Annotated in this window: 22 protein-coding genes; 6 read left to right on the forward strand and 16 right to left on the reverse strand. The window is 56.1% G+C overall.

Features of this window, described 5'->3' with window-relative positions; translation table 11 throughout:
- Positions 1-43 precede the first annotated feature (43 nt).
- Entirely contained in the window at positions 44-1,513 is a 1,470-nt protein-coding gene (locus ACQKE4_RS00870; RefSeq protein ID WP_427028955.1) for an anion permease, read from the forward strand.
- Between the two features lie 7 nt (positions 1,514-1,520).
- On the opposite strand, the gene menH is transcribed toward ACQKE4_RS00870, so the two are convergent.
- The 4 genes from menH to ACQKE4_RS00890 all read right to left on the reverse strand — a co-directional run bounded on the left by menH (position 1,521) and on the right by ACQKE4_RS00890 (position 5,940).
- Entirely contained in the window at positions 1,521-2,285 is a 765-nt protein-coding gene (menH, locus tag ACQKE4_RS00875) for a 2-succinyl-6-hydroxy-2,4-cyclohexadiene-1-carboxylate synthase (protein WP_427386479.1), read from the reverse strand.
- Positions 2,269-4,041: a 2-succinyl-5-enolpyruvyl-6-hydroxy-3-cyclohexene-1-carboxylic-acid synthase gene (gene menD / locus ACQKE4_RS00880; protein ID WP_427386480.1), complete on the reverse strand. Its 1,773-nt coding sequence runs from the start codon at positions 4,039-4,041 to the stop codon at positions 2,269-2,271. The genes menH and menD overlap by 17 nt, the downstream gene beginning before the upstream one ends.
- Positions 4,042-4,046: 5 nt before the next feature.
- Positions 4,047-5,246, reverse strand: coding sequence for an isochorismate synthase (locus tag ACQKE4_RS00885; RefSeq protein WP_427386481.1), 1,200 nt, complete (start codon positions 5,244-5,246; stop codon positions 4,047-4,049).
- Between the two features lie 190 nt (positions 5,247-5,436).
- Complete coding sequence (locus ACQKE4_RS00890; RefSeq protein ID WP_427386482.1) at positions 5,437-5,940, reverse strand: DoxX family protein; 504 nt, start codon at positions 5,938-5,940, stop codon at positions 5,437-5,439.
- A 164-nt stretch (positions 5,941-6,104) separates the two neighbouring features.
- On the opposite strand from ACQKE4_RS00890, the gene menA reads away from it, so the two are divergent.
- The gene (gene menA, locus ACQKE4_RS00895) at positions 6,105-7,031 is read left to right on the forward strand and encodes a 1,4-dihydroxy-2-naphthoate octaprenyltransferase (RefSeq protein WP_427386483.1); all 927 of its coding nucleotides are present in this window, start codon (positions 6,105-6,107) and stop codon (positions 7,029-7,031) included.
- Between the two features lie 19 nt (positions 7,032-7,050).
- On the opposite strand, the gene ACQKE4_RS00900 is transcribed toward menA, so the two are convergent.
- Entirely contained in the window at positions 7,051-7,353 is a 303-nt protein-coding gene (locus ACQKE4_RS00900) for an antibiotic biosynthesis monooxygenase family protein (RefSeq protein ID WP_427386484.1), read from the reverse strand.
- Between the two features lie 112 nt (positions 7,354-7,465).
- Between ACQKE4_RS00900 and ACQKE4_RS00905 the strand changes: the two genes are divergently transcribed.
- Positions 7,466-9,046, forward strand: a complete 1,581-nt coding sequence (locus tag ACQKE4_RS00905) for a deoxyribodipyrimidine photo-lyase/cryptochrome family protein (protein WP_427386485.1) — start codon at positions 7,466-7,468, stop codon at positions 9,044-9,046.
- A gap of 89 nt (positions 9,047-9,135) precedes the next feature.
- Here the strand turns inward: ACQKE4_RS00905 and moaA are convergent, their stop codons facing one another.
- The 10 genes from moaA to hemN form a co-directional block, all read right to left on the reverse strand.
- A complete protein-coding gene (moaA, locus tag ACQKE4_RS00910; RefSeq protein ID WP_427386486.1) occupies positions 9,136-10,125 on the reverse strand; it encodes a GTP 3',8-cyclase MoaA in 990 nt (329 codons plus the stop codon).
- Positions 10,122-10,529, reverse strand: coding sequence for a putative zinc-binding protein (locus ACQKE4_RS00915; protein ID WP_290834963.1), 408 nt, complete (start codon positions 10,527-10,529; stop codon positions 10,122-10,124). Before ACQKE4_RS00915 ends, moaA begins: the two co-directional genes overlap by 4 nt.
- A 53-nt stretch (positions 10,530-10,582) precedes the next feature.
- Complete coding sequence (locus ACQKE4_RS00920; RefSeq protein WP_427386487.1) at positions 10,583-11,845, reverse strand: molybdopterin molybdotransferase MoeA; 1,263 nt, start codon at positions 11,843-11,845, stop codon at positions 10,583-10,585.
- A complete protein-coding gene (gene moaB, locus ACQKE4_RS00925; RefSeq protein ID WP_427386488.1) occupies positions 11,842-12,420 on the reverse strand; it encodes a molybdenum cofactor biosynthesis protein B in 579 nt (192 codons plus the stop codon). Before moaB ends, ACQKE4_RS00920 begins: the two co-directional genes overlap by 4 nt.
- Positions 12,421-12,455: 35 nt before the next feature.
- Positions 12,456-13,277: a peptidylprolyl isomerase gene (locus ACQKE4_RS00930; RefSeq protein WP_427386489.1), complete on the reverse strand. Its 822-nt coding sequence runs from the start codon at positions 13,275-13,277 to the stop codon at positions 12,456-12,458.
- 40 nt (positions 13,278-13,317) lie between these two features.
- Positions 13,318-14,010 carry a respiratory nitrate reductase subunit gamma gene (gene narI / locus ACQKE4_RS00935; RefSeq protein ID WP_290834955.1) on the reverse strand — a complete coding sequence of 231 codons (693 nt, stop codon included), beginning with the start codon at positions 14,008-14,010 and terminating at the stop codon, positions 13,318-13,320.
- Positions 14,011-14,022: 12 nt separating this feature from the next.
- Positions 14,023-14,820: a nitrate reductase molybdenum cofactor assembly chaperone gene (narJ, locus tag ACQKE4_RS00940; RefSeq protein WP_427386490.1), complete on the reverse strand. Its 798-nt coding sequence runs from the start codon at positions 14,818-14,820 to the stop codon at positions 14,023-14,025.
- Positions 14,813-16,375, reverse strand: a complete 1,563-nt coding sequence (gene narH, locus ACQKE4_RS00945; protein ID WP_427386491.1) for a nitrate reductase subunit beta — start codon at positions 16,373-16,375, stop codon at positions 14,813-14,815. The genes narJ and narH overlap by 8 nt, the downstream gene beginning before the upstream one ends.
- Positions 16,372-20,154, reverse strand: coding sequence for a nitrate reductase subunit alpha (locus tag ACQKE4_RS00950; RefSeq protein WP_427386492.1), 3,783 nt, complete (start codon positions 20,152-20,154; stop codon positions 16,372-16,374). Before ACQKE4_RS00950 ends, narH begins: the two co-directional genes overlap by 4 nt.
- Positions 20,155-20,329: 175 nt before the next feature.
- On the reverse strand, positions 20,330-21,715 hold the full coding sequence (gene hemN / locus ACQKE4_RS00955; RefSeq protein WP_427386493.1) for an oxygen-independent coproporphyrinogen III oxidase: 1,386 nt from the start codon (positions 21,713-21,715) through the stop codon (positions 20,330-20,332).
- A gap of 244 nt (positions 21,716-21,959) precedes the next feature.
- Here hemN and ubiU point away from each other — a divergent pair, with 244 nt between their 5' ends.
- The 3 genes from ubiU (at position 21,960) to ACQKE4_RS00970 (ending at position 24,479) form a co-directional block, all read left to right on the forward strand.
- Positions 21,960-22,955: a ubiquinone anaerobic biosynthesis protein UbiU gene (gene ubiU / locus ACQKE4_RS00960; RefSeq protein ID WP_427386494.1), complete on the forward strand. Its 996-nt coding sequence runs from the start codon at positions 21,960-21,962 to the stop codon at positions 22,953-22,955.
- Between the two features lie 9 nt (positions 22,956-22,964).
- Positions 22,965-23,882, forward strand: a complete 918-nt coding sequence (locus ACQKE4_RS00965) for a U32 family peptidase (RefSeq protein WP_427386495.1) — start codon at positions 22,965-22,967, stop codon at positions 23,880-23,882.
- A gap of 150 nt (positions 23,883-24,032) precedes the next feature.
- Positions 24,033-24,479: an Rrf2 family transcriptional regulator gene (locus ACQKE4_RS00970; protein ID WP_427386496.1), complete on the forward strand. Its 447-nt coding sequence runs from the start codon at positions 24,033-24,035 to the stop codon at positions 24,477-24,479.
- A 41-nt stretch (positions 24,480-24,520) separates the two neighbouring features.
- Here ACQKE4_RS00970 and ACQKE4_RS00975 read toward each other — a convergent pair whose 3' ends face one another.
- Positions 24,521-25,732 carry an NnrS family protein gene (locus ACQKE4_RS00975; protein ID WP_427386497.1) on the reverse strand — a complete coding sequence of 404 codons (1,212 nt, stop codon included), beginning with the start codon at positions 25,730-25,732 and terminating at the stop codon, positions 24,521-24,523.
- Between the last annotated feature and the right edge of the window lie 29 nt (positions 25,733-25,761).

The following is a 25,761-nucleotide window of genomic DNA, read 5'->3' on the forward strand; positions in this document are numbered from 1 at the left end:
AATGAGTAGCTCTGAATATACTTAAGAGAAGTAGAGGTGCCGCATGACAACCAATGCTCAACCCTCACCGCGGTGGAAACTACTAGCGCCGTTAGCAGTCGCTATTATTGTCGCGCTGATCCCCACTCCACCGGGGCTTGCGCCTCACGCATGGTACTTTTTCGCCATCTTCCTTGGCTGCGTGGTTGGCTTGATTCTTGAACCTCTTCCTGGCGCCGTTATTGGGCTGCTCGGCGTCACCCTCGCTGCGCTACTCTCGCCCTGGGTGCTCTTCTCGCCGGATCAACTGGCAGCAGACGGGTTTAATGCCGCCAACCAAGCATTCTCATGGGCGGTATCAGGGTTCACCAACTCAACCGTATGGCTGATATTCGGGGCCTTTATGTTTGCCTTGGGGTACGAGAAAACTGGCCTTGGCAGGCGTATTTCTCTCTGGCTGGTGCATGCCATGGGTAAGCGTACTCTTACGCTTGGCTACGCTGTGATGATCTCGGATACCATTCTTGCTCCTTTTACACCCTCCAATACCGCGCGTAGTGCAGGCACCATTTATCCGGTAATTCGCAATCTTCCCCCCCTTTACGATTCGCACCCCAACGACCCAAGCATGAAGCGCATGGGTAGCTTTTTAATGTGGACAGCGCTGGCCTCTACCTGCGTGACCAGCTCGTTATTTCTTACGGCGATGGCCCCCAACTTGTTAGCCGTCGCCCTGACCGAAAGCACAACCGGCATCAAAATCAACTGGGGGCAATGGTTTATGGCCATTGCTCCAGTCGGTATTTTGCTGCTGCTAATGGTGCCGCTGCTGTGCTACTGGCTTTGCGGCCCCGAGGTGAAAGCGGGCCATGAAATCTCTGATTGGGCAAGAGACGAACTAAAACAATTAGGCGCCCTCACCCGTAAAGAGGTCTTTCTGGTGGTAATGGTCGTGACTGCCCTGCTGCTATGGATTTTTGGCGGCGGCATTATCTCTGCTTCGCTAGTAGGGCTGGTGGTGATCTGTGGCATGCTGTTAACTGGCATCGTCACCTGGAATGACATCCTCAATAACAATGCTGCCTGGAATACCTTTGTATGGTTCGCCACCTTAGTGGCACTGGCAGGCGGGCTGAGTCAGGTGGGTTTCGTGAGTTGGTTTGGTAATGTGGTCGGTGGGCAGATCAGTCACTTTAATCCGCTGATGGCCATGGTGGCACTGGTTGCCATCTTCTATCTACTTCACTATTTCTTCGCCAGCGTGACAGCGCACGTTACCGCTCTGCTGCCGGTGATTCTTGCAGCAGCGTCGGGGATTGCCGGGTTGGATATGCAGATATTTGTTCTGCTGCTACTTCCCACGCTGGGCTTTATGGGTATTCTCACGCCCTACGGCACAGGACCAAGCCCGGTTTACTATGGCAGCGGCTACTTGCCTAGCGCTCTCTTCTGGCGCCTTGGGGCAATTTTCGGGCTCATCTTCCTAGTCGCTTGGCTAGTCATTGGTCTGCCCTGGTTAATGCTGTTTACCTAATCCTTGCTTATTCAAGGAGGCCATACCAAGCGTTAAGCTGCTGCGAGAGCGCTTCTGGTAGCTCGAAATGGAGATTGTGTCCCCCCTCCAGCGTGATATGACGCAGGTGGGGAGCCCTAGCAGCCAAACGGGATGCCAATTTATGAAACTTGGCATCCCGAAGACCTGAAAAATAGCTGACCGGTAGCGACGTGTTTGCCAGCCACGCCCATTGCGACGGTTGCTTGCCGAGTGACGTGGCACGCAGCATATTCGCGACAGCCGGCCCATGATTAGCAAGACGGCGTTGAATCTGCCGACGACGCTGGGCCTCGGTTAGGTCGGAAAACACCGGTTGTTGGTACCAGTCAGTCAGTACCCCCTCTATTGGTTCCTGCTCGAAACGTGTTGCCCAGCGTTCATCATGGGCAATGCGGGCGGGTCGCTCGCTGGTAGCCAGCCCTGGATGGGCGCTTTCCAACCAGAGGGCGGCAAGATCTAATGGCTGACGGCTGGCGTGGTAAAGCGCCAAGCGCCCGCCCAGGGAGTAGCCCAGCAGGCAATAGCGGCGAATACCGTGAGTCACCAGTGTGTCAGTAAGCCAATAGTGAAACGCCTCAAAAGTGGCGGTCTGGACGCGGTGATTTTCGCCATGGCCAGGCAAGTCCAACGCTAAGCAATCAACGCCTTCCAAGCCATCACTCACCCCCGCCCAATCGTGGCGGTCGCCCAGCAGGCCGTGCAGCATGACCAGGGTTGGCTTGGATGCCTTTTGCTTAAATTCGTCGCTCATCCTGTTCCTCCCGAATTGCGGCTCCTAGCGCTGTCAGATCATCGGCGACCTGTTGATGGGGTACGTTAACCTCGATCAACGTAACCCCCACCGTTAGAGCTTGGCTATAGGCTGTCGCAAAGGCGTCCAGTGACGCTGGCGCAACGTAGCCAAGCCCAAACATCTGCGCCGCATGCTCGAAGCTTAAGCCGTGAGGCTGTCGATAATAGCGCTCCAGCAGCTCCCCCTCTTTAGGCACGGGCAGCATATGGAAAATACTGCCGCCATCGTTATTGAGGATAACCACCACCAGTGGCTGGGTGGCTTGTTTCAGCAACGCCAGGCTATTGAGGTCATGTAACGCGCTGGTATCTCCCAGCAAAATAGTGATGGGCTCTTGGCGAGAGCAGCTAATGCCATAGCCAGTGGCAATCAATCCATCGATACCGGACGCACCGCGATTGGCAAATACCCGCAGCGGTGTTTGGCGATGCGTACCCAGCATATTCATAAGCCGTGCAGGCAGGCTGTTGCCTATAAACAGTTGCCCTCTAGCTAGCTGCGCTAGCTGGTGGCAGACACCCAACTCTGAGAATGCTATACAGAACTTCTCAATAAGCTGACTGGTGCGGCGCTGGAGGTTAGCCAATTGATGCCAAGGAGGTTGCTCGGGAAGAGCCGGTAAATCAGCGATAAAGTCGGCAGGCGAGCATGTCAAACGGCGCTTAACACAGTAATCAGGGTCCAACCGCTGGGGCAGCGGCTCAACCAACCAGACATCCTGCCAGGGCTGCTGGGCAATAAATTGAGACAGCCGCTTGGAAATTAACCGCCCGCCAAACTGCAGCAGCACCTCGGCTTTAGCGAGCTCAGCGCTAAAGCGTTCGTCATGTAGCGCCAGATCAAAATGGATCAGGTTATAAGGATCAAAACGAAGCTGACTCTGCAAATCCGCCAGCAGTGGCCAGCCCAGCTGCTTGGATAACTCAACCACCTGCTGCGCTTGTTGGAAATCATCCACACTGCCGACAACAATCACTCCTTTATGCTGGGCAAACACTTTCCAATCGTCCTTGAGAGCAGGAATTGCAGTGCTGGAGGGCCAATCACTCCACGGTGTTGAGCCCGTCAGCCAATGTCTCAGCGGGGCAAGATAGTCACTGGCATCCACCAAGCAACTACCGGGGTAAAGCGGTTCACGGTAACGGCAGTTGATATGAATGGGCCCAGAAGTACGGCGCTGCTGATCAACCGCTTGATCAATCGTGCTAAGTAGAAACGCTGCTTTTATCTCAGTATCGGGCGGTGGCAGGTCGTGGTGAACAGTCGTGTGGGGGGAGAAGATATCCCGTTGGTCAATGGCCTGATTGCTGCCGTTATTCAGCAGCTCAATGGGACGGTCAGCGGAGAGCACTATCAGCGGTACGCCAAGCAAATTGGCTTCCACCACTGCCGGGTAGAGGTTGGCCACGGCGGTGCCTGACGTCGTAATAACCACCACCGGCCGATGACTGCCCCGGGCAATACCCAGCGCCATAAATCCCAGCCCACGCTCGTCAAAATGGCAGTGGCAGCGCAGTCCAATATGTTCGCTGGCGACCATGGTTAGAGGCGACGAGCGAGAACCCGGTGCCACCACTACATCGCGCACGCCTAAGCGGTAGAGTTCCTCCAACATTAGCGCCGCCCAAACGTGATTAAAGGTGGCATGCGCTTTCGCAAAGCTCTCTTTCGCACAATCGTGCTTGGCAACGCCGCTCGATATAGATGCTGTCATATGTGTTATCCCATCCCTAGCAGCGACATAATATCGGCGATTTTAGTATCCAGCTCCCGCCACTCCTCGTCTGGCTGGGAACCTGCCACGATACCTGCACCAGCATAGAGCCGAATCGCTGTTGGGCCGATATGAGCGCAGCGAATGGTTACCGCCAAATCGCTACTCATGTGGCTGATTCTGCCGAACACGCCCGCGTACCAACCCCGTTGATGGCGTTCATGTTGGCGAATAAACGCCAGTGCCGACTCACGGGGGACGCCGCCCACCGCTGGCGTTGGGGGCAGTGCTGAAAGCAGTTGCTGGTCGGTGATATTGCTATTAAGTTCGGCGTGAATCAAACGGCGGATATGCTGTATAGAGCGCAGCTTAACAGTATGTGCTTCGCCCATATTTACGTGATCTGAAAGGAGTTCAAGATGAGTTAGCAGCTGCTGATACACGCACTGGTTTTCCAGCGTATTTTTCTTATCTGCCAGCAACTCAGCGGCAAGCGCTTGGTCTTGCGAGGCATCACGCCCACGGCGTGTTGTGCCTGCTAGCGCCTCGGTCATTAAGTGCCTGCCTTCACGCTTATAGAGCCTCTCCGGTGGGCAGCCGATAAACGTCTTATGGGCTGCCAATTGGATGCCAAAGTGAAAACAGTCAGCGGCACCCGCCTGCCAGCGTGACAATAGCGCCCAAGGGTTAGGCGTTTCAGGTGTTGTCAGGCGCGTTTCACGGGAAAGTACCACCTTGGGCGTATGCACTAGGTGGTCGGGGTTCGTCACCTGCCCCACCCAAGCCGCCCACTCCTGTTGGCTGGGGCAGTCTTCACGCTGGTAAACCAGAGGCTGCAAACGAGGCAGCGGCTGCTCTGCTACCAGGGTGTCTAAACAGGCACGGGCCTGGGCGATTTCGGCAGTGGGGCAGCGGTCATCGAAACGCAGATTAAGTGATAGCGTCAAGACCCCTTGATCACGTTTAAGCTCGATACGCGGCAGCACAAAGTGGCAGGCGGGAAAGTGCTCCCATCCTGGCGTGTGTGGGTCGAAGGCCATACCGCCAAAATAGTCCGGCTGCTGGCCGCCAATATCGGCCTGCGCGACAAGGTCAATCTCCAGCGCCGCTAGAGAGTCAAAGGTGTTAACAGCCCCCAGCAGCGCATACTCGACGGCACCCGCATCGCGTGATTGCCAATAGAGTCGGGGATACACGCTTTGCATATTTAGCCACCCCATCAGGTCGTTCACCTGATAAGGGGCGCTTAGGCGGACAACCCCTTTTTGAGCAGTAGGGCAAAGTGTGTCCAACTGATGCCTGAGGGTTTCAATAGGGTTAGATTGCATTGTTAGAGTGCATAGTTCGAGTGCATAGTTCGAGTGCATAGTCCGCCTGTTAGGCCAGCGCTTTCAATTACCTGCTGGCGGCCGCTTGATACCTTAAGCCTAGCTTGTTCTTAATATAGGGTAGCACCCAGCGATCACCGCCAAGCCGACCGGCATTAGCACCTGCCACTAGCAAGAAGAACGTCAGCGCAATCATCCACGGATTGGTAGACACCGTGCCTGCCATCAAGAAAGACATGTTCATCACAATGGCGAAAAACGCAGCGAAGGAGGTCAATACGCCTACGATCAAGCCAAGGCCAACCAACACCTCACCTAGCGGTATCATAATATTGATCACATCCACATTGGGCAGCGCAAAGTTCTCAAGGAAAGCGACATAATTAGGGTAAATCGCGCTGCCTTCTCGCATCACGGGATTGGCCACAGCATTGCGCAGAAAGCCTTCGGCATTAAAACCACCGGTCATCTTACCGATACCAAGCGTCAGCCAAGTGATGCCTAAATAGAGTCTTAGCAGTAACCAAACTACCGCCATATATTTATTATGTCTAAATAAGTCGCCAATCATCGCGTAAACTCCTGCTCAAGGGGTGTTGGCAGTGTGAGGCAAGATGACGCGGCATATTTTGACGTAGATCTACTTTTTAGCAGTTAATCATACATTTCTGAATGTTTGACGATTACCCCGCTAACGCTTCTAAAATGAAAACGGTCAACAGGAATAACGACGGAATGGAACAAAACAGTAAGCCCCGCCACTACCAAGCATGGCTGTTAGCCGCACGCCCCCGCACGCTACCGTTGGCGTGCGCTTCTATCCTGTTGGGCACTGGGCTGGCGGCGAGTGTGGATGCTCTTAACATGACAGTACTTGTGCTTGCCCTGCTGACCGCCATTGCACTACAGATACTCTCTAATCTAGCGAATGACTATGGCGACGCGGCTTCTGGTGCCGACGATCAGTCACGTATTGGGCCGGTTCGAGCGGTTTCTTCTGGCTTGCTAACACCACAGGCGATGCGCGCAGGGATGGTCATTACGACAATTTTGGCGGCGCTGCTAGGGCTTTCATTATTGGTGACCGCCTTTGGCAACCAGTGGGGGCAGATTGTCACTTTCCTGCTGCTAGGTGCCGCCTCTTTATTAGCCGCCGTGACCTATACCGTTGGCCTGGGGGGCACACCCTATGGCTATCGTGGGCTGGGGGATATTGCCGTCTTTATGTTTTTCGGCTTATTAGGCGTTTTAGGCACCTACTACCTTCACGTACAACAGCTAAGCTGGCTGCCGTTGCTACCTGCCGCCGCTTGCGGGCTGCTGGCTACCGCCGTACTCAATGTGAACAATGTGCGCGATATTGAAAGCGATGCACGCAACGGCAAAATAACCTTGGCGGTGCGCCTGGGTCGAGAAAACGCCATTAAATACCACTGGGCGCTGCTGGGATTGGCGCTACTGCTGACCCTTGTTTACCTAGTCGTGCTGCCTGTACCACTGGTAGGGTGGAGCTGCCTGCTGGTGGCCAAGCCACTGACGGATGCCGCCAGAGCATTACGCCATACCCGTGATGGCGAAATCCTGACTGGCATGCTGAAGAAAACAGCTATCTCGACGCTTTTTTACAGTGTGCTGCTTTCTATTGGCTTGGCCTTTTTCTAATTAAGGGGCTAAAGGGCGATTAAAGCACCACCTCATAGCCTTCAAATTTGGGCGGGCCGAGATAGATACCCTCCGGCGCCTTGGCATTAGCGTGAGCTTTGCGGAATGCGTCTGACTTGGTCCAGGCGCGGAAAGCTTCTTCTGATTCCCACACGCTGTGGGAGATAAACACGGTGTGATCTTCCTGGCTTTCACCCTGCAGCATCTTAAATTGCTTGAAGCCCGGCACCTCATCCAGGTGAGAGTCACGGTTGCGCCACACCTCTAAAAAGTCCTCTTCGCGGCCTGGGGCAATCCGAAAACGGTTCATGGCGATATACATTATGGCGCTCCTGTTAGAAGAGTTCTGCTGAATGGATTACGTAAATGCTGGCTTGATGGTAACGCCATCGGTTCATGACGAATAGCTTGGTGACGAATAGGCTTCACGGCTAATGGCTAAGGCACCTATCCAGGTCGTTTGGTTCAAACGCGATTTACGCATTCATGATCATGCGCTGCTTTCTAATGCCGCCGCGGCTGGCCCCGTGTTGCCCATATTCGCCATTGAGCCAGAGCAGTGGCAAGCCCCAGACAGCGCGCTGCGCCACTGGCAGTTTTCCGCTGACTCCCTTATCGACCTTTCAAACGCACTGGAAACAGTGGGCCTGCCGCTATGTATTTGGCAAGGCGATATTGTCGATTTATTAACCGCATTGAAAGCACGCTATGGGGAGTTTGCCCTGCACTCCCACGAAGAGACCGGTAACGCCTGGAGCTTTGCCCGCGACCTTAGCGTCAAGGCATGGTGCCAACAACACGGCACGCCATGGCATGAAGCGCGCCAGCACGGCGTCGTGCGTGGTTTAACATCCAGAGTAGATGACCGCAACGCCTGGGAAAATCAGTGGGAAACGCTCATGACGGCGCCCACCGCCACTGCTCCACAAAACGCCCAGGCAGCTCAAGATTGGCAACCATTTCACCACATTAACGTTGATCAGCTTCATGGCCTGACGCTGGGATTTGATACCACGCCCTGCCCCGAGCGCCAGCCCGGTGGCCGCAGCGAAGGCCGAGCAGTGTGGCTCAGCTTCATAAACCAGCGCGGGCTTCGCTATCGCGGCTCTCTTTCTAAACCGCTGCTGGCCTGGGAGTTTGGCTCAAGGCTTTCGCCCCACTTGGCCTGGGACACCCTCTCAATGCGTGAAGTGGTGCAGTCGCTGCGCCGCCAGCGCAAAAAGCATGCTGAAGACACACCGTGGTCACGTTCGCTGCGCGCCTTCGCCTCCCGGCTTCACTGGCACTGCCACTTTATTCAAAAGCTCGAAAGCGAACCCAGTATTGAGTCACAAACTCTGCACCCTGCGCTGCGCAGCCTGCGGGAGCGCGACCCGGAACATCCCAACCTGATCGCCTGGAAGCGCGGCCAAACCGGCGTGCCGCTGGTGGATGCCTGCATGCGCAGCCTAATCGCCACCGGCTGGATCAACTTTCGCATGCGCGCCATGTTGATCTCCCACGCCACCTTTGGCCTTGGGCTGCATTGGTACGAACCCGCCCTGCACTTGGCGCGGCTATTTACCGATTTTGAGCCCGGCATTCACTACCCCCAGGTGCAGATGCAGGCTGGTGCCACGGGCACTAATGCACTGCGGGTGTATAACCCTATCAAACAGGCGGAAGATAACGACCCCACCGGCGAGTTTGTCGCCCGCTGGGTGCCGGAATTAACGGTTCTGCCGTTAGAGTGGCGCGCCAAGCCCTGGGCACTGCCGGAAAGCCTACGCCAACGGTTTGGCTTTCAGCCGGGCGTCGACTACCCCATTCCGAACGATTTCGAAGCCGAAGCGCGCCACTGGAAGAAGCTGCTGTATGAGCTTCGCCGTACACCGGATGCCAGAGAAGCTAGCAAAGTCATTGCGGATAAACTTGCCAGCCAGCGGCTGCCGCCTGCTCAGCGCTCTAAAAAAGCAAAACCCGCCAATCGTCAGCAGCTTTCATTATTTGACGATGGCGGGCTAGATGGGGCCTAAAAGGCACTAACCCTCGACTCACATTCGATAAAAAATTATTTATGGATAATCATTGAATCGCCTGCATTAAAAATAGCGACTCACCCTTTCTAGCCACCTGTTGCATTCATAAACCTTAAGATCTGAACCTCACCGTCAGTAGTAAAGTAGTGACGCTCGGGCTTTTTCGTCACCGCAGCCACAATGGTCGCTTTTAGGCGGTGGGTGTCACCCGGGTAGCGCCGCATTATGGCGCGTAGATCAACCGAGTCCTCATTGCCCAGGCAAAGAAGTAGCCGCCCCTCAGCCGTCACCCTTACCCGGTTACAGGCATCGCAAAAATTATGACTATGGGGAGAGATAAAACCAATGCGCGAAGCACTGCCCGGCATTCGGTAATAACGGGAAGGTCCCAAAGAAGTCTCAGTGGTCTGCAGAAGCTGATGGTGCTGTTCAATCGTCTCGCGCACTGCATCGCTGGAAAGGTAGGTTTCGCCACGGTTATGTTCACTAATTGTGCCCAGTGACATCTCTTCTATAAAGCTAATATCCACTTCTTCGTCGCGTGCGAAGCTGACTAAATCAAGAATCTCATCATCATTACGCCCCTTCAGCAGTACGGCATTAAGTTTGATTGACGTAAAGCCAGCCTGGCGTGCTGCGCGGATACCGGCGATCACTTGGCTTAGGTCACCTGTCCGGGTTAATGCTTTAAAGCGCTCGGGCTTGAGCGAGTCGAGGCTGATATTGAGTCGATCTAACCCGCCTTGCCGCAATGCATCGGCATGTTTGACAAGCCCTGAGCCGTTGGTGGTCATGGCCAGCTCGCGCAGGCCTTCCAATTCACCGAGTTTTTGCACTAGCGTTAATACGCCCTGGCGTACCAGCGGCTCCCCGCCAGTTAGGCGGATTTTTTCCACCCCCAGCTCGACGAAGGCCTGCGACAGCGTGGCTATCTCTTCAAGGGTAAGTAGTTGGGCCCGAGGCAGGAAGGTCATCTCCTCAGCCATGCAATAAACACAGCGAAAATCACAACGATCAGTCACCGATATGCGCAGGTAACGCACCGTACGGCCAAACCCATCGACTAGCGCACTCATTCTGAGGGCTCCTCTGCTTGGGCACTGGTGTTAACGGGTAGACGAGCTATGAGCCCTTTCACTTCGGCCGTGACCTCTTCAACGGTTTCCTCATCATAAAATTGGCCCCGCCGCTTGCGCAGGCCATTTTCGTAGAGTTTTACATGCTCGGTGGGTGTAACACCTGCTTTGGAGAGACAGTGGCTGGCGCAATGCATCTGACACCCGTCGATGGCTACGATCGGCCGCCCGCTACGGGCTGTACGAACCAGGCCAGGCACACCACCACCTACGCCCGCAATGCAGGACATTTCTGCCTCCCCTGCATGATCAAGACGCAGAGCGACACTATTGGCAAGTTGCGCAACATCAGAGCAGCCGGAGCAGGCATATACCAATGTGCGTGGTTTGTGGTGTGAAGACATACCCTCTCCTTGAATAGGCAAACAATATCAGCCGCCGCTGTGGGTATAGAAGCTCATACGGAGAACTGATTAATGGGGTAGTAGTGGTAGGCGCTCCCTTCGACCACATCTGTTGCGGGGGTAATCATTAAATAACCATCGGCTTGGCTAGCCGCGCTGAGCATATGTGACCCTTGCCCGCCTGCTAATTGCGCCGCCGGCGCCCCGTTTGTCCAGTCCAGTGCTACCCGTAAGAGTTCGCTCCGCCCTTGGGGGCCGCGCTGAGAAAAGCCTGCTTTTACGGGGAAACACTGAAGTGCGGCAACAAATCTACCTTGCATGGCGTGAATAAAAGGCAGCGCCAGCAGTTGCCAGCCTACCAGGGATGCCACGGGGTTACCCGGCAGCGCAATAAGCGGCGTGACAGAAGATGGCGCCGAGCCAAGATAACCGAACGCAAAGGGTTTTCCCGGTTTCATCGCGACACCATGAAAATGTAGTCCACCGCGCTGCTCGATCACCGGACGAACGTGGTCCTCTTCGCCTACCGAAACGCCCCCGGTGCATACCACCACATCCGCAACGGTTTGGGCATGGTCAAACGCCTGATTCAGCGGCTGGGGCGAATCAGCAATGACGCCAAGATCCAATACATCGCACTGCGCTTGGGCTAGCAGTACGTTGAGCATGGTTCGGTTACTGTCATAAACCTGCCCTGGCGATCGCTGTGCTCCGGGGGCAATCAGTTCATCACCGGTTGAGAGTAGCGCCACCCGCAGGCGTCGTTTAACAGTAACAGTACTTATTCCGTGACTTGCCAGCAGCGCAATCGATGCCGCTGTAAGCGTCTCACCCGCTGCCAATAGCGGGGCGCCTACGCAAGTCTCTTCTCCCTGACGGCGAATATTAGCGCCTACTGCCAGGTTACCTTCGAGATGAATATGTCCGCGCTGATCCAGCGTGACCCGCTCTTGAGGCACCACCATATCGGCCCCCGTGGGCACTGGCGCGCCGGTAAAAATACGTGCGCAGCCGCCTGGGGGCAGCAACATCACATCCGCCCCGGCGGGTACTCGCTGAAGCACCGGCAGCCCTTGTCCATCAGGTGCAGACTGGTAGTCGGTTAGACGCAGCGCGTAACCATCCATTGCGCTATTGTCCACCCCCGGCATATCGAGAGGAGCGACCAGCGTTTCTGCCAGCACTCGCCCTGTCGATTGTTCTAGGGTGATGGTTTCTACTGCATTAATGGGCGTGGCTGCGTCGATAAGCCGTTGGCGCGCATCAAACAGATCTAACAAGCCGGGCGTGACTATTTCTGCGCAGTGACAGTTCATAAGCGCTCCACCTCATTGGAAGAAGTCGCTGTGTGACGTCCACTGCACGGGGTCGCTGAAGGCAGCACCATGGCGGCGAAGTTGCAGGGCCGAGTGCGGGCGTCCAGCTGCAAAGCAATAATCCTGTCCCACGCCAAGGCACACGCTTTGGGCGAACCGGGCATCGCAAATATCATCGTTCGGTTGGCCACCCCCGCTACGGCGCGAGACTGGATCGTCGCTGTGCCGATTGTTTTCAGGGAGTAGTGGCGGAACAGCTCGCCATACCCCTCAATCGCTTTGTCGAACAGCGGTATCAACGCCTCGGGAGTGGTATCCCGGGCGGTAAAGCCAGTGCCGCCATTAACCAGAATCGCGTGGACATCCGTTCGAGCAATCCACTCCGAGACCACGGCACGAACCTGGTAGATATCATCAGAAACGATGCGCCTCTCGACCAGGATATGGCCGCTTTCGCTCAGATGTTCAACCAGCAGGTCACCGCTACCATCCTCGTCGAAACCACGGGTATCGGAAACCGTTAGCACCGCGATGCCGAGCGGAGTGAAAAGAGCATCTACAGGAACATGGGACATCAAGCCTCTCCTATTAGCTTTGCTATTGCTTCAAGCTATTGCATCAAGCTGCCGCCAGCATCGTCATCCAGAACAATCCCTTCGACGCCTATTTCGCTCTCTAACGCCAGCAAATAGTGACGCAGCGCACGTCGAGTTGCCTGTTCCCGTAGGCTATGGCGCACCCGGTCAATCACTTGATCGAAAGGTAACGCCCTACCGTCTCGCCGCTCGTCAATACTCACCACATGCCAACCATAGCGAGACGCCAAGGGGCGCTCGTGTAGACCTTCGGGTAAGTGCTGCAAAGCGCGATCCAACTCCGGAACAGTCTGCCCTGACACCAGCCAGCCCAAATCACCATCCAGCTCTTTTGAAGGGCACGCGGAGTGGTGTTGGGCGAATTCAGCAAAACGTTCGGGTATTAGCGTGAGTTGTTTAATCAGCTTCTCTCCAAGTTGGCATCCTTCGTCGCGCCCCTGTGAGTCATCGGGCGCCGCTGCCAGCAGGATATGCCGAACGCGCAATTGGGAAGGTTCGCTAAAGCGCTCACGATGCGTGTCAAAAAAGCGACGGCAGTCCGCCTCTTCAGGCTCGGGGACTACCAGCTCCTGTTCGAGCAAGGCAGCAATCGCAGCGTCCTCTTGAGCTTCCGCTTGCCCTTGGGCCGACCACAAACCCAGTTCAATGGCCCGCTGGCGCAGCAGCTCTTTAACCACTAAGGCGCGCGCCGCTTGAAGCTGGGCCTCCCCCGCCGTTTCGGCGGGGTGATACTGCATCTCTAACGCAATGGCTTCTTCATCGATACCGGCGTTACCGACACGCACCGGCGGTGGGGAAACGCCCCCAGGGAGTTGTTCAATATCAATCATCTGCATGGTATTTCTCCTCTACGTCTGGCCGAGCACAAGCCAGTTTTTAGCCGCGACGGCGTACCAGCTGGTACCTACGTGTGATGTATCCGAACGGCACGCTCCAAACGTGAACCAGACGGGTAAAGGGGAATAGCAGGATGATGGTCAGGCCCACGAAGATGTGCAGCTTGTAGATCCACGAGACCTCTTCCATGTAGTTGGCAGCGCCGCCGCCGAAGAAGACGATTGCCTGGGCCCAACTCGCCAGGGTGACCATCATTGCGCCGTCCATGTGGCCCAGCGAGAAGAGAATGGTGACCATGCCCAGCGCCGCCTGGAACACGATCAACCCCAGGATGGCAGTATCCATAACACTGGAAGAAGCCCGCACCCGAGCGTTGGCGATACGGCGATACAGCAACATAGCGCCCCCCACCAGGCACATGGCACCAGCAATACCACCGATCACGATGGCCAGCAGTTGCTTGGTGCTAGCGAGCAGGAAACGGTCGTAAACCCAGTGCGGCGTCAGCATGCCGAACAAGTGGCCAAAGAAAATCACGATGATGCCGATATGAAACAAATTGCTGGCCAGACGCATATTCTTCGATGACAGCATCTGGCTGGAACCGGTCTTCCAAGTGAACTGGCCATGGTCGTAGCGCATTAGGCTGCCGATCAGGAAGACCGTGCCAACCAGATAGGGGTAGTAGCCGTAGATAAGGTGATTTAAATAAAGCGCAATCGCGTCAAACATGATCTTTCTCCTTTAACGATTGGCAGGGTGAGAATTAGTGGCAGGCATGATGCGTACCGGCTGGCTCTGTACGGTGTGTTTGCGCTCGGCCAGACGGCGGCCTTCGGCGGACTGCAGCGCACAATCCTCGTCTGAGGAGGCTGAAAAGCGCACTGCCTCTTCTTCCCATACTGCATCCAGCGCTTCGGGGGTGTTGTCGGGCACCTCTTTTTTAACCTGTAGACGGTGCTCTTCCACATCGCCCTCAGCCCCCACTAACGCCAGTAGTGAAAGCGGTACCAGGGCGTGATCAGCTCCCCGCTCTTCCAGCCGCGCGGTGAGCAGCGCCAAGATGTGGCGTATTTCGCCCAGCCAGCGACCGATCTCCGCTTCATCACACAGTGAGAGATACTCAAGAAACACCGGCAGGTGGTCGGGCAGTTCCCGAGCGTCCAGCTCGAAACCGGCCGCGCTATACTCGGCCATTAAATCCACCATGGCCTGGCCACGATCGCGGGACTCGCCGTGAACGTGTTCAAATAGCAGCAGCGACGTAGCCCGACCCTTATCGAACATGGCGACGTATTCGGCCTGCAGCTCAAGCAAGTCACCATCTTGGAGACGCTGACACCACACCATTAGCGACGACTTGAGAGCCGCCCCCAGGCGGCGCTCGGCATTGAGGATTTCGATGAGTTCACCGCAAGCATCCTGCAGTTCCTGGGTCGGGTAATCGAGCAAACGGGCCAGCACACGCAGGCTGCGCATGCCCTGTAACGGCTCGAACGACGGCTCTACTGAGATCGGCGATTGGGTAGCAGCTTCAGTCATGACGAGACTCCTCAAGTTGTGGCTGCGGGTCGAAGACCTCTACCGGTTTTACCAAAACGCTGGTCTGCTTACGGCCGTTAAACAGGTTGGGCTGGCTCTCACCGTGGCAACCATCACCAAAGGTGAAGCCACATCCTCCCCGCTCGGGGAAGGCTTCGGTGGCCATTTCCCGATGGCTGGTGGGGATCACAAACCGATCCTCGTAGTTGGCAATAGCCAAGTAGCGATACATCTCTTCCACCTGAGCGACACTAAGACCGACCGCATCCAGCACCTCGGCATTCGGCGCGCCATCCACATGCTTGCCGCGCATGTAAACGCGCATCGCCATTAAGCGCTTTAGTGCCAACACAACGGGCGCCTCTTCGCCTGCAGTCAATAAATTAGCTAGGTACTTCACAGGGATACGCAGCGATTCGATCTTGGGCAGGATGCCATCGAACTCGACATGCCCCGCCTCGGCGGCGGACTGAATCGGTGACAGCGGCGGCACGTACCACACCATCGGCAGCGTGCGGTATTCAGGGTGCAGCGGCAGCGCCAAGCCCCAATCGATGGCCATTTTGTAGACGGGCGATGCCTGAGCCGCTTTGATAACGTTGTCCTGAATGCCATCTTTTTTCGCCTGGGCAATCACTTCCGGGTCATGCGGATCGAGGAAGATGTCGCACTGGCGGTGATAGAGGTCGCGCTCGTCCGGCGAGCTTGCTACTTCCTCAATACGGTCGGCGTCGTAAAGCAACACACCGAGGTAACGAATGCGACCTACACAGGTCTCTGAGCAGATGGTCGGCTGGCCGGCCTCAATACGCGGGTAACAGAAAATGCACTTCTCAGACTTACCGGTTTTCCAGTTGTAGTAGATTTTCTTGTAGGGGCAGCCAGAGATACACATCCGCCAGCCACGACACTTGTCCTGGTCGATCAGAACGATACCGTCCTCTTCCCGCTTGTAGATCGCACCGCTGGGGCACGAGGCCACGCAGGTGGGGTTCAAGCAGTGCTCGCACAGGCGCGGCAGATACATCATGAAGGTGTTTTCGAACTGGCCGTAAATATCCGCCTGCACCTTGTCGAAGTTGGCATCTTTACGCCGTTTGGCGAACTCAGTACCTAGGATCTCCTCCCAGTTGGGGCCCCACTCGATCTTCTTCATGCGTTCGCCGGAAATCAGTGAACGGGGGCGGGCCACCGGCTGATGCTCGCCGATCTTGGCGGAGTGCAGGTGCTGGTAGTCGAACGTGAACGGCTCGTAGTAGTCGTCCATTTCAGGCAGGTCGGGGTTGGCGAAGATGTTCGCCAATACCCGCCACTTACCCCCAATGCGCGGTTCAATCCGACCATCTGTACGGCGCATCCAGCCGCCTTTCCATTTAGCCTGATTCTCCCACTCTTTGGGGTAGCCGATACCGGGTTTGGTCTCGACATTGTTGAACCAGGCGTACTCCATACCTTCGCGACTGGTCCAGACATTTTTGCAGGTCACCGAACAGGTGTGGCAACCAATACACTTATCAAGATTGAGAACCATGCCTACCTGGGAACGAATTTTCATTTCACGGCCTCCTGAACGCTGTCATTGCCTTCACCATCCAGCCAGTCAACGTGTTTCATCTTGCGCACTAACACGAACTCATCGCGATTTGAGCCGACGGTGCCGTAGTAATTAAAACTGTAAGAGAGCTGCGCGTAGCCACCGATCATATGGGTAGGCTTGGGGCAAACTCGGGTAACCGAGTTGTGGATGCCACCCCGGGTGCCGGTAATCTCAGAGCCGGGTACGTTCACCTGGCGCTCTTGGGCGTGGTACATCATCACCATGCCATCTTTGACGCGCTGGCTAACCACCGCCCGCGCAGCAATCGAGCCGTTGGCGTTGTAAACCTCGATCCAGTCGTTGTCCTCGATATCAATCGAGGCAGCGTCAGCCTCGGACAGCCATACCACCGGGCCGCCGCGGTTAAGCGTCAGCATCAGCAGGTTGTCCGAGTAAGTGGAGTGAATCCCCCACTTCTGGTGTGGCGTGAGGAAGTTCAGCGCCTTGCTCTTGAAGCCGTTGTCGGCAGGTAGCGTGAAGCCTTTGGCCGCTTTGGTATCGATGGGCGGGCGATAGACCAGCAGACTTTCACCGAAAGCTCGCATCCAGGCGTGATCCTGATAGAACTGCTGGCGGCCGCTCACCGTGCGCCATGGAATTAGCTCATGAACGTTGGTATAGCCAGCGTTGTAAGAGACGTGCTCATCCTCAAGACCCGACCACGTGGGGCTAGAGATGATCTTGCGTGGCTGGGCGACCACATCGCGGAAGCGGATCTTCTCCTCCTGCTTAGGCGTCGCCAAGTGGGTGTGGTCGCGCCCGGTAATTTTGGAAAGCGCTTCCCACGCTTTTACTGCCACGGCGCCGTTGGTTTCCGGAGCCAGGGTCAGAATCATCTCGGCGGCATCAATAGCGCTGTCGATCAGTGGGCGCCCTTTATGCGGGCCGTCCAGCTTGCGATGGTTGAGCTTACCCAGCAGCTCGACTTCAGCATCGGTGTTCCAGGCAATACCCTTGCCGCCGTTGCCAATACTTTCCAGCAACGGTCCAACAGAGGTGAAGCGTTCGTAGGTCTCGGGGTAGTTACGCTTGACCTCGATCAGCGAAGGCATGGTTTTACCGGGAATCGGCGCGCACTCGCCTTTTTTCCAATCCAGTACTTGCGGTTGGGCCAGTTCACCCGGGGAGTCGTGCTGCATGGGCAGGGTGACCAAGTCGGTCTCTTCGCCCAGGTGCCCTACGCATACCTTGGAGAACGCCTTAGCAATCCCCTTGTAAATATCCCAGTCGCTGCGCGATTCCCAGGCTGGGTCGGTGGCCGCGGTCAGTGGGTGAATGAACGGATGCATGTCGGAAGTGTTGAGGTCGTCCTTCTCGTACCAGGTGGCCGTAGGCAGCACGATATCCGAGTAGAGACAGGTGGTGGACATGCGGAAGTCGAGGGTCACCAGCAGGTCGAGTTTGCCTTCCGGCGCCTCTTCGTGCCATTTCACTTCTTCGGGTTTCTGGCCACCGAAGTCACCCAGGTCTTTGCCCTGGATGCCATGGCGGGTCCCCAGCAGGTACTTGAGCATGTACTCGTGACCTTTACCGGAACTGCCCAGTAAGTTCGAGCGCCAGATGAACATGTTGCGCGGGAAGTTCTGGGCGTTGTCCGGATCTTCCGCGGCAAAGGCCAGCTCACCACTTTTAAGTTGCTGCACCGCGTAGTCAGCGGTGGACATGCCCGCGGCTTCGGCTTTTTTGGCCAGGCGCAGTGGGTTAGTGCCCAGTTGAGGTGCTGACGGCAGCCAGCCCATGCGCTCAGCGCGCACGTTAAAGTCGATCAGGCTACCAGGATAATCCTCAGCCTTGGCCAGCGGCGAAAGGATCTCCTTGATCTCCAGCTTCTCGTAGCGCCACTGGGAGGAGTGGTTGTAGAAGAACGAGGTAGAGTTCATATGGCGCGGCGGACGCTGCCAGTCGAGGCCGAAGGCCAACGGGGTCCAGCCGGTTTGCGGGCGTAGCTTTTCCTGACCCACATAGTGCGCCCAGCCACCACCGCTCTGGCCGATACAGCCGCACATGACCAGCATGTTAATCAGGCCGCGGTAGTTCATATCCATGTGGTACCAGTGGTTCATACCGGCACCGACGATGATCATGCTACGCCCGTTAGTTTTATGGGCGTTGTCGGCGAACTCACGAGCAATACGGGTGCACTGCTCAGCCGAAACGCCGGTGATTTTCTCCTGCCATGCAGGGGTATAAGGGCGAACCTGATCAAATGAGGTCGCACCATCATCTTCGCCGTCGCCGACAAAGCCACGGTCGATGCCGTAGTTGGCACACATCAGATCAAAAACGGTGACCGCAAGCATGTCGCTGCCATCGGCTCTCTTCAAGCGCTTGGCGGGCAAGTTATGGAACAGAAGGTCATCGGCGGCGCCAACACCAGCCCCTTTGACATGCTCAAAGTGCTCGTGCTCGATGCCACCGAAGTAAGGGAACGCCACGCGCGCGACGCTATCGTGGTGGTTGGCCAAACTGAGCAACGGCTTTATTTCAGTGCCTGCGGCGTCCAGCGATTCCAGGTTCCATTTGCCCACTTCGTCGCCGGTTTCGCCCCAGCGGAAACCGATGGAACCGCGTGGTACCACCAGCTGGTCGCGGGTTTCGTCCCAGGCGACAGTTTTCCACTCGGGATTGTTTTCCTGACCCAGGGCGGCATCAAAGTCGCTGGCCCGCAATTGGCGACCCGGTGCGAAGCTGCCGTCTTCACGCGCTTCTAATTCCACCAGGAACGGCATATCGGTATAGCGGCGCACGTAGTCGGTGAAGTAGGCACTGGGATTATCGAGGTGGAACTCTTTGAGGATCACGTGGCCCATGGCCATTGCCAGGGCGGCATCGGTGCCCTGCTTAGCAGAGAGCCACTCGTCGGTGAGTTTGGAGACCTCGGCGTAGTCCGGGGTAATCGAGACCGTTTTGGTGCCTTTGTAACGTACTTCGGTAAAGAAGTGGGCATCCGGGGTACGCGTCTGGGGCACGTTGGAGCCCCAGGCAATAATGTAGCCGGAGTTGTACCAGTCAGCGGACTCAGGTACGTCGGTCTGCTCGCCCCAGGTCATCGGTGACGCCGGCGGCAAATCGCAGTACCAGTCGTAGAAGCTCATGCAGACACCGCCAATCAGCGAGAGGTAGCGGCTACCCGCGGCGTAGCTGACCATCGACATGGCAGGAATCGGCGAGAAGCCGATAATCCGATCGGGGCCGTACTGTTTGGCGGTGTAAACGTTCGAAGCCGCGACCAGCTCGTTGAGCTCGTCCCAGTTACCGCGAACGAAGCCGCCCATGCCGCGAGCACGCTTGTACTGTTTGGTCTTGGCGGGGTCTTCGACAATAGATGCCCAGGCATCTACCGGGTCTGGGTTAGCCTTGAGCGCTTCGCGCCATAGCGCCAGCAGCGGCTTGCGCACTAATGGATACTTGAGGCGGTTAGCGCTGTACAGATACCAGGAGTAGCTGGCACCGCGGGGGCAGCCACGCGGCTCATGGTTAGGCAGGTCGGGACGGGTACGGGGGTAGTCAGTCTGCTGGGTCTCCCAGGTCACCAGACCGTTTTTGACGTAGATTTTCCAGCTACACGAACCGGTGCAGTTCACACCGTGGGTGCTGCGGACCACTTTGTCGTGCTGCCAGCGGGCACGATAACTATCTTCCCATTGGCGGGATTCGCTGCGCAGTTCGCCGTGTTCGTTGGCGAAGGGCTCGCGGGCCTTGCGGAAGAAATTCAGCCGATCTATGAAGTGACTCATGGTCGATCTCCAGGCTCCTCGGAAATTTGCATTACCCGTCAGGCGGGTTCCATGAAGAGGAGTCTGCGCGATCGACATCAGAATTACTGCGTGATTACCTCCATATACACCCCATCTACCCCCAAGGTGATAGAGCAGCAAATGTTTAGGAATAGATGAGGGGCAGCCTTAGAAATCATACGGTTCGCGAGTAGCGATTTTCCTTCGGCGTTAGGTAGGCATCAAACGCCATGGCCAGGTTGCGAATCATCAACCGGCCCGAAGGCAACACTTCGATTTCTTCTTCACGCAGAGCGATCAGGCCGTCATCGGCCATCTCTTCCAGGTCTTTCAATGCCTTGGCAAAGTAGCTACCAAACTCGATGCCATGGCGAGCCTCGATAGCGGCGAACTCAAGACGCCCATGACACATCAGTGTATTGATGACATCGCGTCGCAGGCGATCATCGTCGCTAAGCCGGTAGCCACGAAAGACGGGCAGGCGCCCTTCGTCCAGGCGGTGCTGGTACTGGGCCGTCTCCTTGACGTTCTGACTGTAGGTGTCGCCCACCTTGCCGATGGAAGTAATACCCAATCCGATCATGTCGCAGTCGGCGTGGGTGGAGTAGCCCTGGAAGTTGCGCTGCAGCGTGCCGTTTTCACGGGCTAGGCTCAGCTCGTCATCCGGCAAGGCGAAGTGATCCATGCCAATGTAGACGTAACCCGCGCCGGTCAGGCGATTGATCGTTAACTCCAGCAGTTCCAGCTTTCGTTCTGGCGGCGGCATATCCTCGGGGCGAATCAATCGCTGAGCCTTGAACAGCTCAGGTAGATGGGCATAGCTGTAAGCAGCAATGCGGTCCGGTTGCAGATCAATAATCTTGGTCAGCGTGGTATCGAAACTCGCTACCGTCTGCAGCGGCAGGCCATAGATTAAATCCACACTGACCGATTCAAACCCGGCGTCACGGGCTGCTTTCACCAGAGATACCACCTGCTCTTCGCTCTGGTCGCGATTGACCGCTTGCTGCACGTCGTGATCAAAATCCTGTACGCCGAAGCTCAAACGATTAAATCCCAGTGCGTACAGTTCATACACCTGCTCAGGGGTCACGGTGCGCGGGTCGACCTCTAACGAGAATTCGCGCTCTGCAGGCGCCGCAAAATGAAAGGCCTCGTCTAACGCTGCCATTAACTCGCCTAGCTGGGGGTTGCTCAGGTAGGTCGGGGTGCCACCGCCAAGGTGCAATTGAGTCATCCGCCGGGTGCTATCGAACAGCGCCCCCTGAACGCGAATCTCCTGTTTCAGCCACTGGAGATACTCAGCCGCCCGCTCGGTGTTGTGGGTAATGATTTTGTTGCAGGCACAGTAATAGCAAAGACTTTTACAGAACGGGATATGCACGTAAACCGACAGTGGCTTTGGTTCACTGGCCTGGTTACTGCGCTCGGCAGCACTTCGATAGTCATCCTCAGCAAACGCCGCCTGAAACTGCGGAGCGGTAGGATAAGAGGTGTAGCGGGGTCCCGGACGGTCATATTTTTCGACCAGGGGGCGGTTGAACAACGGTTCATTTCGCATAATCGGGAAAGGTCTCTGAAAAGGGGCTTTGAACAAGGTTTTTGAAAAAGATCTCTAAAAGTGAGCGCAGCAAGCGCTGGTTAATATTCATAAAGTATACGTTTTAAAAAACACCCTGCATCCATCGTGACGCCTCTGCTTTGTTCACTACGCCTTGAAAACCTCCCCATAATGATCTGAGTCAAAGGGCGGCAATAAATAGGTGACTAAAATGCTCGGGTTTTCAACTTAAGGAGTCTTCGCAATGGAGCTTGTGTGCCCTGCTGGCAACTTGCCCGCCCTGAAGCGTGCGGTAGATGAGGGGGCCGATGCTGTCTACTTCGGTTTTCAAAATGCCACGAACGCTCGCCAGTTTGCTGGGCTTAACTTCACCGACAAACGCGCCCGTGAGGGTGTCGATTACGCCCATAAGCACGGCAAACGAGTATTTTGCGCGATTAACACCTACCCCCAACCCGATGGCTGGCACCAGTGGACCCGCGCTGTGGATCAGGCTGTCGATCTGGGCGTGGATGCTTTGATCCTCGCCGATATGGGGCTGTTGGATTACGCCACTCAGCACCATCCTGACGTGGCACGACACCTATCTGTTCAGGGGTCGGCGACCAGCCATGAAGCACTGCGCTTCTATCATGAGCACTTTGGCATCAAGCGCGCCGTACTGCCTCGGGTGTTATCGATTACTCAAGTACGCGACCTGGCCAAGCAGACGCCGGTGGAACTCGAAGTGTTTGCCTTTGGTAGCCTGTGCATCATGGCCGAAGGGCGCTGCTATCTATCTTCTTACCTCACCAGCGAGTCACCCAATACACGTGGCGTCTGCTCGCCAGCGGCTCATGTCCGCTGGGAAGAAACGCCTCAAGGTCTAGAGTCGCGTCTTAACAACGTCCTGATTGATCGCTACGCCGAAGGTGAACGCGCTGGCTACCCAACTCTGTGTAAGGGGCGATTTGAGGTAACCGGCGAGACCTATCACGCCATTGAGGAGCCCACCAGCCTCAATACCCTGGCACTACTACCAGAATTGCGTGAACTGGGTATTAGTGCGGTAAAAATTGAAGGACGACAGCGCAGCCCCGCTTATGTGTCGAAGGTCGCAGGCATTTGGCGCCAGGCGCTGGACCGCCTCGAAGACGCGCCAGGGCGCTTTCATCCAGAGCATGCTTGGATGGCCGGTCTTGCTGAGCTTTCCGAAGGCGCCACTACTACGCTGGGCGCCTACGAGCGTCGCTGGAAATAGGAGTTTGCCATGACGCCCCCCACTGCCCTGCAACTGTCGCTGGGTCCGGTACTCTTCTACTGGACTCGGGAGTGCTACGCCGACTTCTACCGTGAGGCGGCCGATTGGCCGGTAGAGATTATCACCCTGGGAGAAACGGTCTGCTCGCGACGCCGCGACATGAAACTTGACGACTGGCTAGGCATTGGCCGCGAACTCACTCAGGCAGGCAAACAGGTGGTGCTCGCCAGCCAAACCTTGATTGAGTCCGAGGCCGATCTGCGCGATTTGCGCAAGCTCTGTGAAAACGGCGACTTCATTGTTGAGGCTAACGATCAAAGCGCCCTACAACGCCTTTCGAATGCCGGGCTACCGTTCATCGCCGGCGCCGCACTCAATCTTTACAACCCGGCCACCTTGGGCGTTATGAAGCGGGCTGGGATGCAGCGTTGGCAGGCACCGGTGGAAATGTCCCGGGATGACCTGACTCAACTGATCGCCGACTGCCATCAGGCAGGAGTAAGCCAACCCTGCGAAGTGTTTGCCTACGGTCACTTACCTTTAGCCTGGTCATCGCGCTGCTTTACCGCGCGACGCCACCAGAAACCCAAAGACCGCTGTCAGTTTGTTTGCCAGCAGTACCCCGAAGGCTTGGTGCTGCGTTCGCAAGAGTCCCGCAACGTTTTCAACCTGAACGGCATTCAAACTCTCTCAAGCGCCTGCCAGGACCTTCGTCATGAGCTTCCGGTCATGGCCGAAATGGGGGTATCGGTGGTGCGTCTCAGCCCCCGAGCAGAAGGCATGGCTGAAGTGGTCAGCGCCTTTAACCAAGCCCGCCAAGGCCAGCTGCCTACACCCGATCCATTATCCCTGGTTGATGCCGAGGTCTGCGACGGCTATTGGTACGGGCGTCCAGGCATGGACAATACCCGCAGCGTGGCTCACTAACGCAACAAATTAGTTTTGATGGCCCTGCTTTGCGGCAGGGCCATCACCGTTTAATCCCGCTATCATTGCAACCTACTGAACATTCATACAATATACTTTTTATAGCTGGATGACTTATAGCTGGATTACCCTCGGAGCAACGTAAACTCCATGCATCTCACCCGATTCACTGATTATTCGATACGCGTATTGATCTTTCTTGCTGCCAAGGGAGAGGAGCGCTCTACCATTCATGAGATTGCCGAAACGTTTGATATTTCACGCAATCATTTGATGAAAATCGTTCAGGAACTAAGCCAAAAACAGTACGTAACGGCTATTCGCGGCAAGAACGGCGGCTTACTGCTGACACGTGACCCCGCAACAATCGCGCTAGGCGAGCTGGTGCGGGAGATGGAGCATGACATGGCGTTAGTTGAGTGTTTTCATAGCGATAACGCCTGCATCATTACCCCGGCATGTCGACTTCAATCGATTCTTAAGGATGCGTTGTCGGCATTTCTAGACGTACTTGATCACTACACATTGGCTGACCTATTGGGCAATCAACAACCTCAGCTGGCGCGCCTCATGCGTATTCCTACCCTCAGTGTTTAGCCCTTAAGTGCTTAGTCCTTAAGTGCTTAGACCTTCAAAAATTAGCCCTCCTGCCCGTCGACTCGCGCCTGCATCAACGGCAACGTGTAGTGCACTAAAAATATGACGTAGGCCAAGCACCAGAGGATGATACTTAGCGTGTAGATCCAGTGGGTTATCTGGGGAAATAGCGCCAATACGGGTGCGCGCAGCAAGGCGGCTATTAACATTAATCCCAGCGCCATACCGATACCCGGTAAGGTGCGTATTGGCCGACCGGTATGGCCTAAAGAAACCCTGGCCATCATGGCTAACATCATGACACCCATCCCCCCGATACTCAGCGCATGAACCGCAAGCTCAGTGCGCATTAGCCCCATCAGTGCTAATACCCACATTACGAAGCCTAAGGGGATGAAGGCATAGCTGCCGTGCAATCCCCATAGCAATGGTTCGCGCCAGCTGTGCAGCCCACCCCAGCGTGCCATGCGAAGAGTGTTGGCCAATGCCGCTAAGACCATCGCCCCACCCATTAACATCGTAGGTACGGCAATACCCAGCATGATAGCCAGCTGCAGTAATACGACGCTCACCGTACTCGCCAGCGTAACACCTTCGAGTAAGGGAATAGGCTCTGGCTTGGTGCGCCCTAAACGGTTCGCAGTAAACATAGCAATCACGCGCCCGCCAACCACTGTCATCATCAGTGTGATCAACAGCACGGCTAAATAGGCCGCTTGGCGAATCAACTCGGCATCGCCGTTCTTCAACCCCAGATGCATCGCCAGATTAGCCATCGCAAACAGTGCAAGCACCGGGATGAAGATCAAATTGCGCCACCGCTTCGCGGTAATTACCAATTTCGCCATGACGATAGCAACCACCGGCAGAAACGCTAGGTCGACCATCAGTAGCAGCCAGCCCGGCAACGCCATGGGAAAGGCCATTAGTAGCCGACCTAATAGCCATAACACGACTAGCGCCAGCAGTGGCCCGCCGCTTAAGCTCGGCAATCCGGTCCAGTTGCGCACAGCCGTTAGTAAAAATCCCGCTACCACTGCCGCTGCAAAACCGAACAGCATTTCATGCTGATGCCAAAAAATCAGGCCGCCGTAGGGGCGCAGCAGAATATTGCCGTGCCAGAAACCCAACCACACCAACAGGGCTACCACGCTAAACAACGCAGCCAGTAGGAAGAAAGGCCGAAAAGCCAGACGCATCAATGGCAGATGCTTAAGCTTGAAGGCAGGTGGGGATGAGGTGATCGTTGGCATGGCATAATCCCGACTAATTTGCTTGGAAA

This window comes from Halomonas sp. NPDC076908 (genome assembly GCF_050269715.1).
Taxonomy (GTDB): domain Bacteria; phylum Pseudomonadota; class Gammaproteobacteria; order Pseudomonadales; family Halomonadaceae; genus Vreelandella.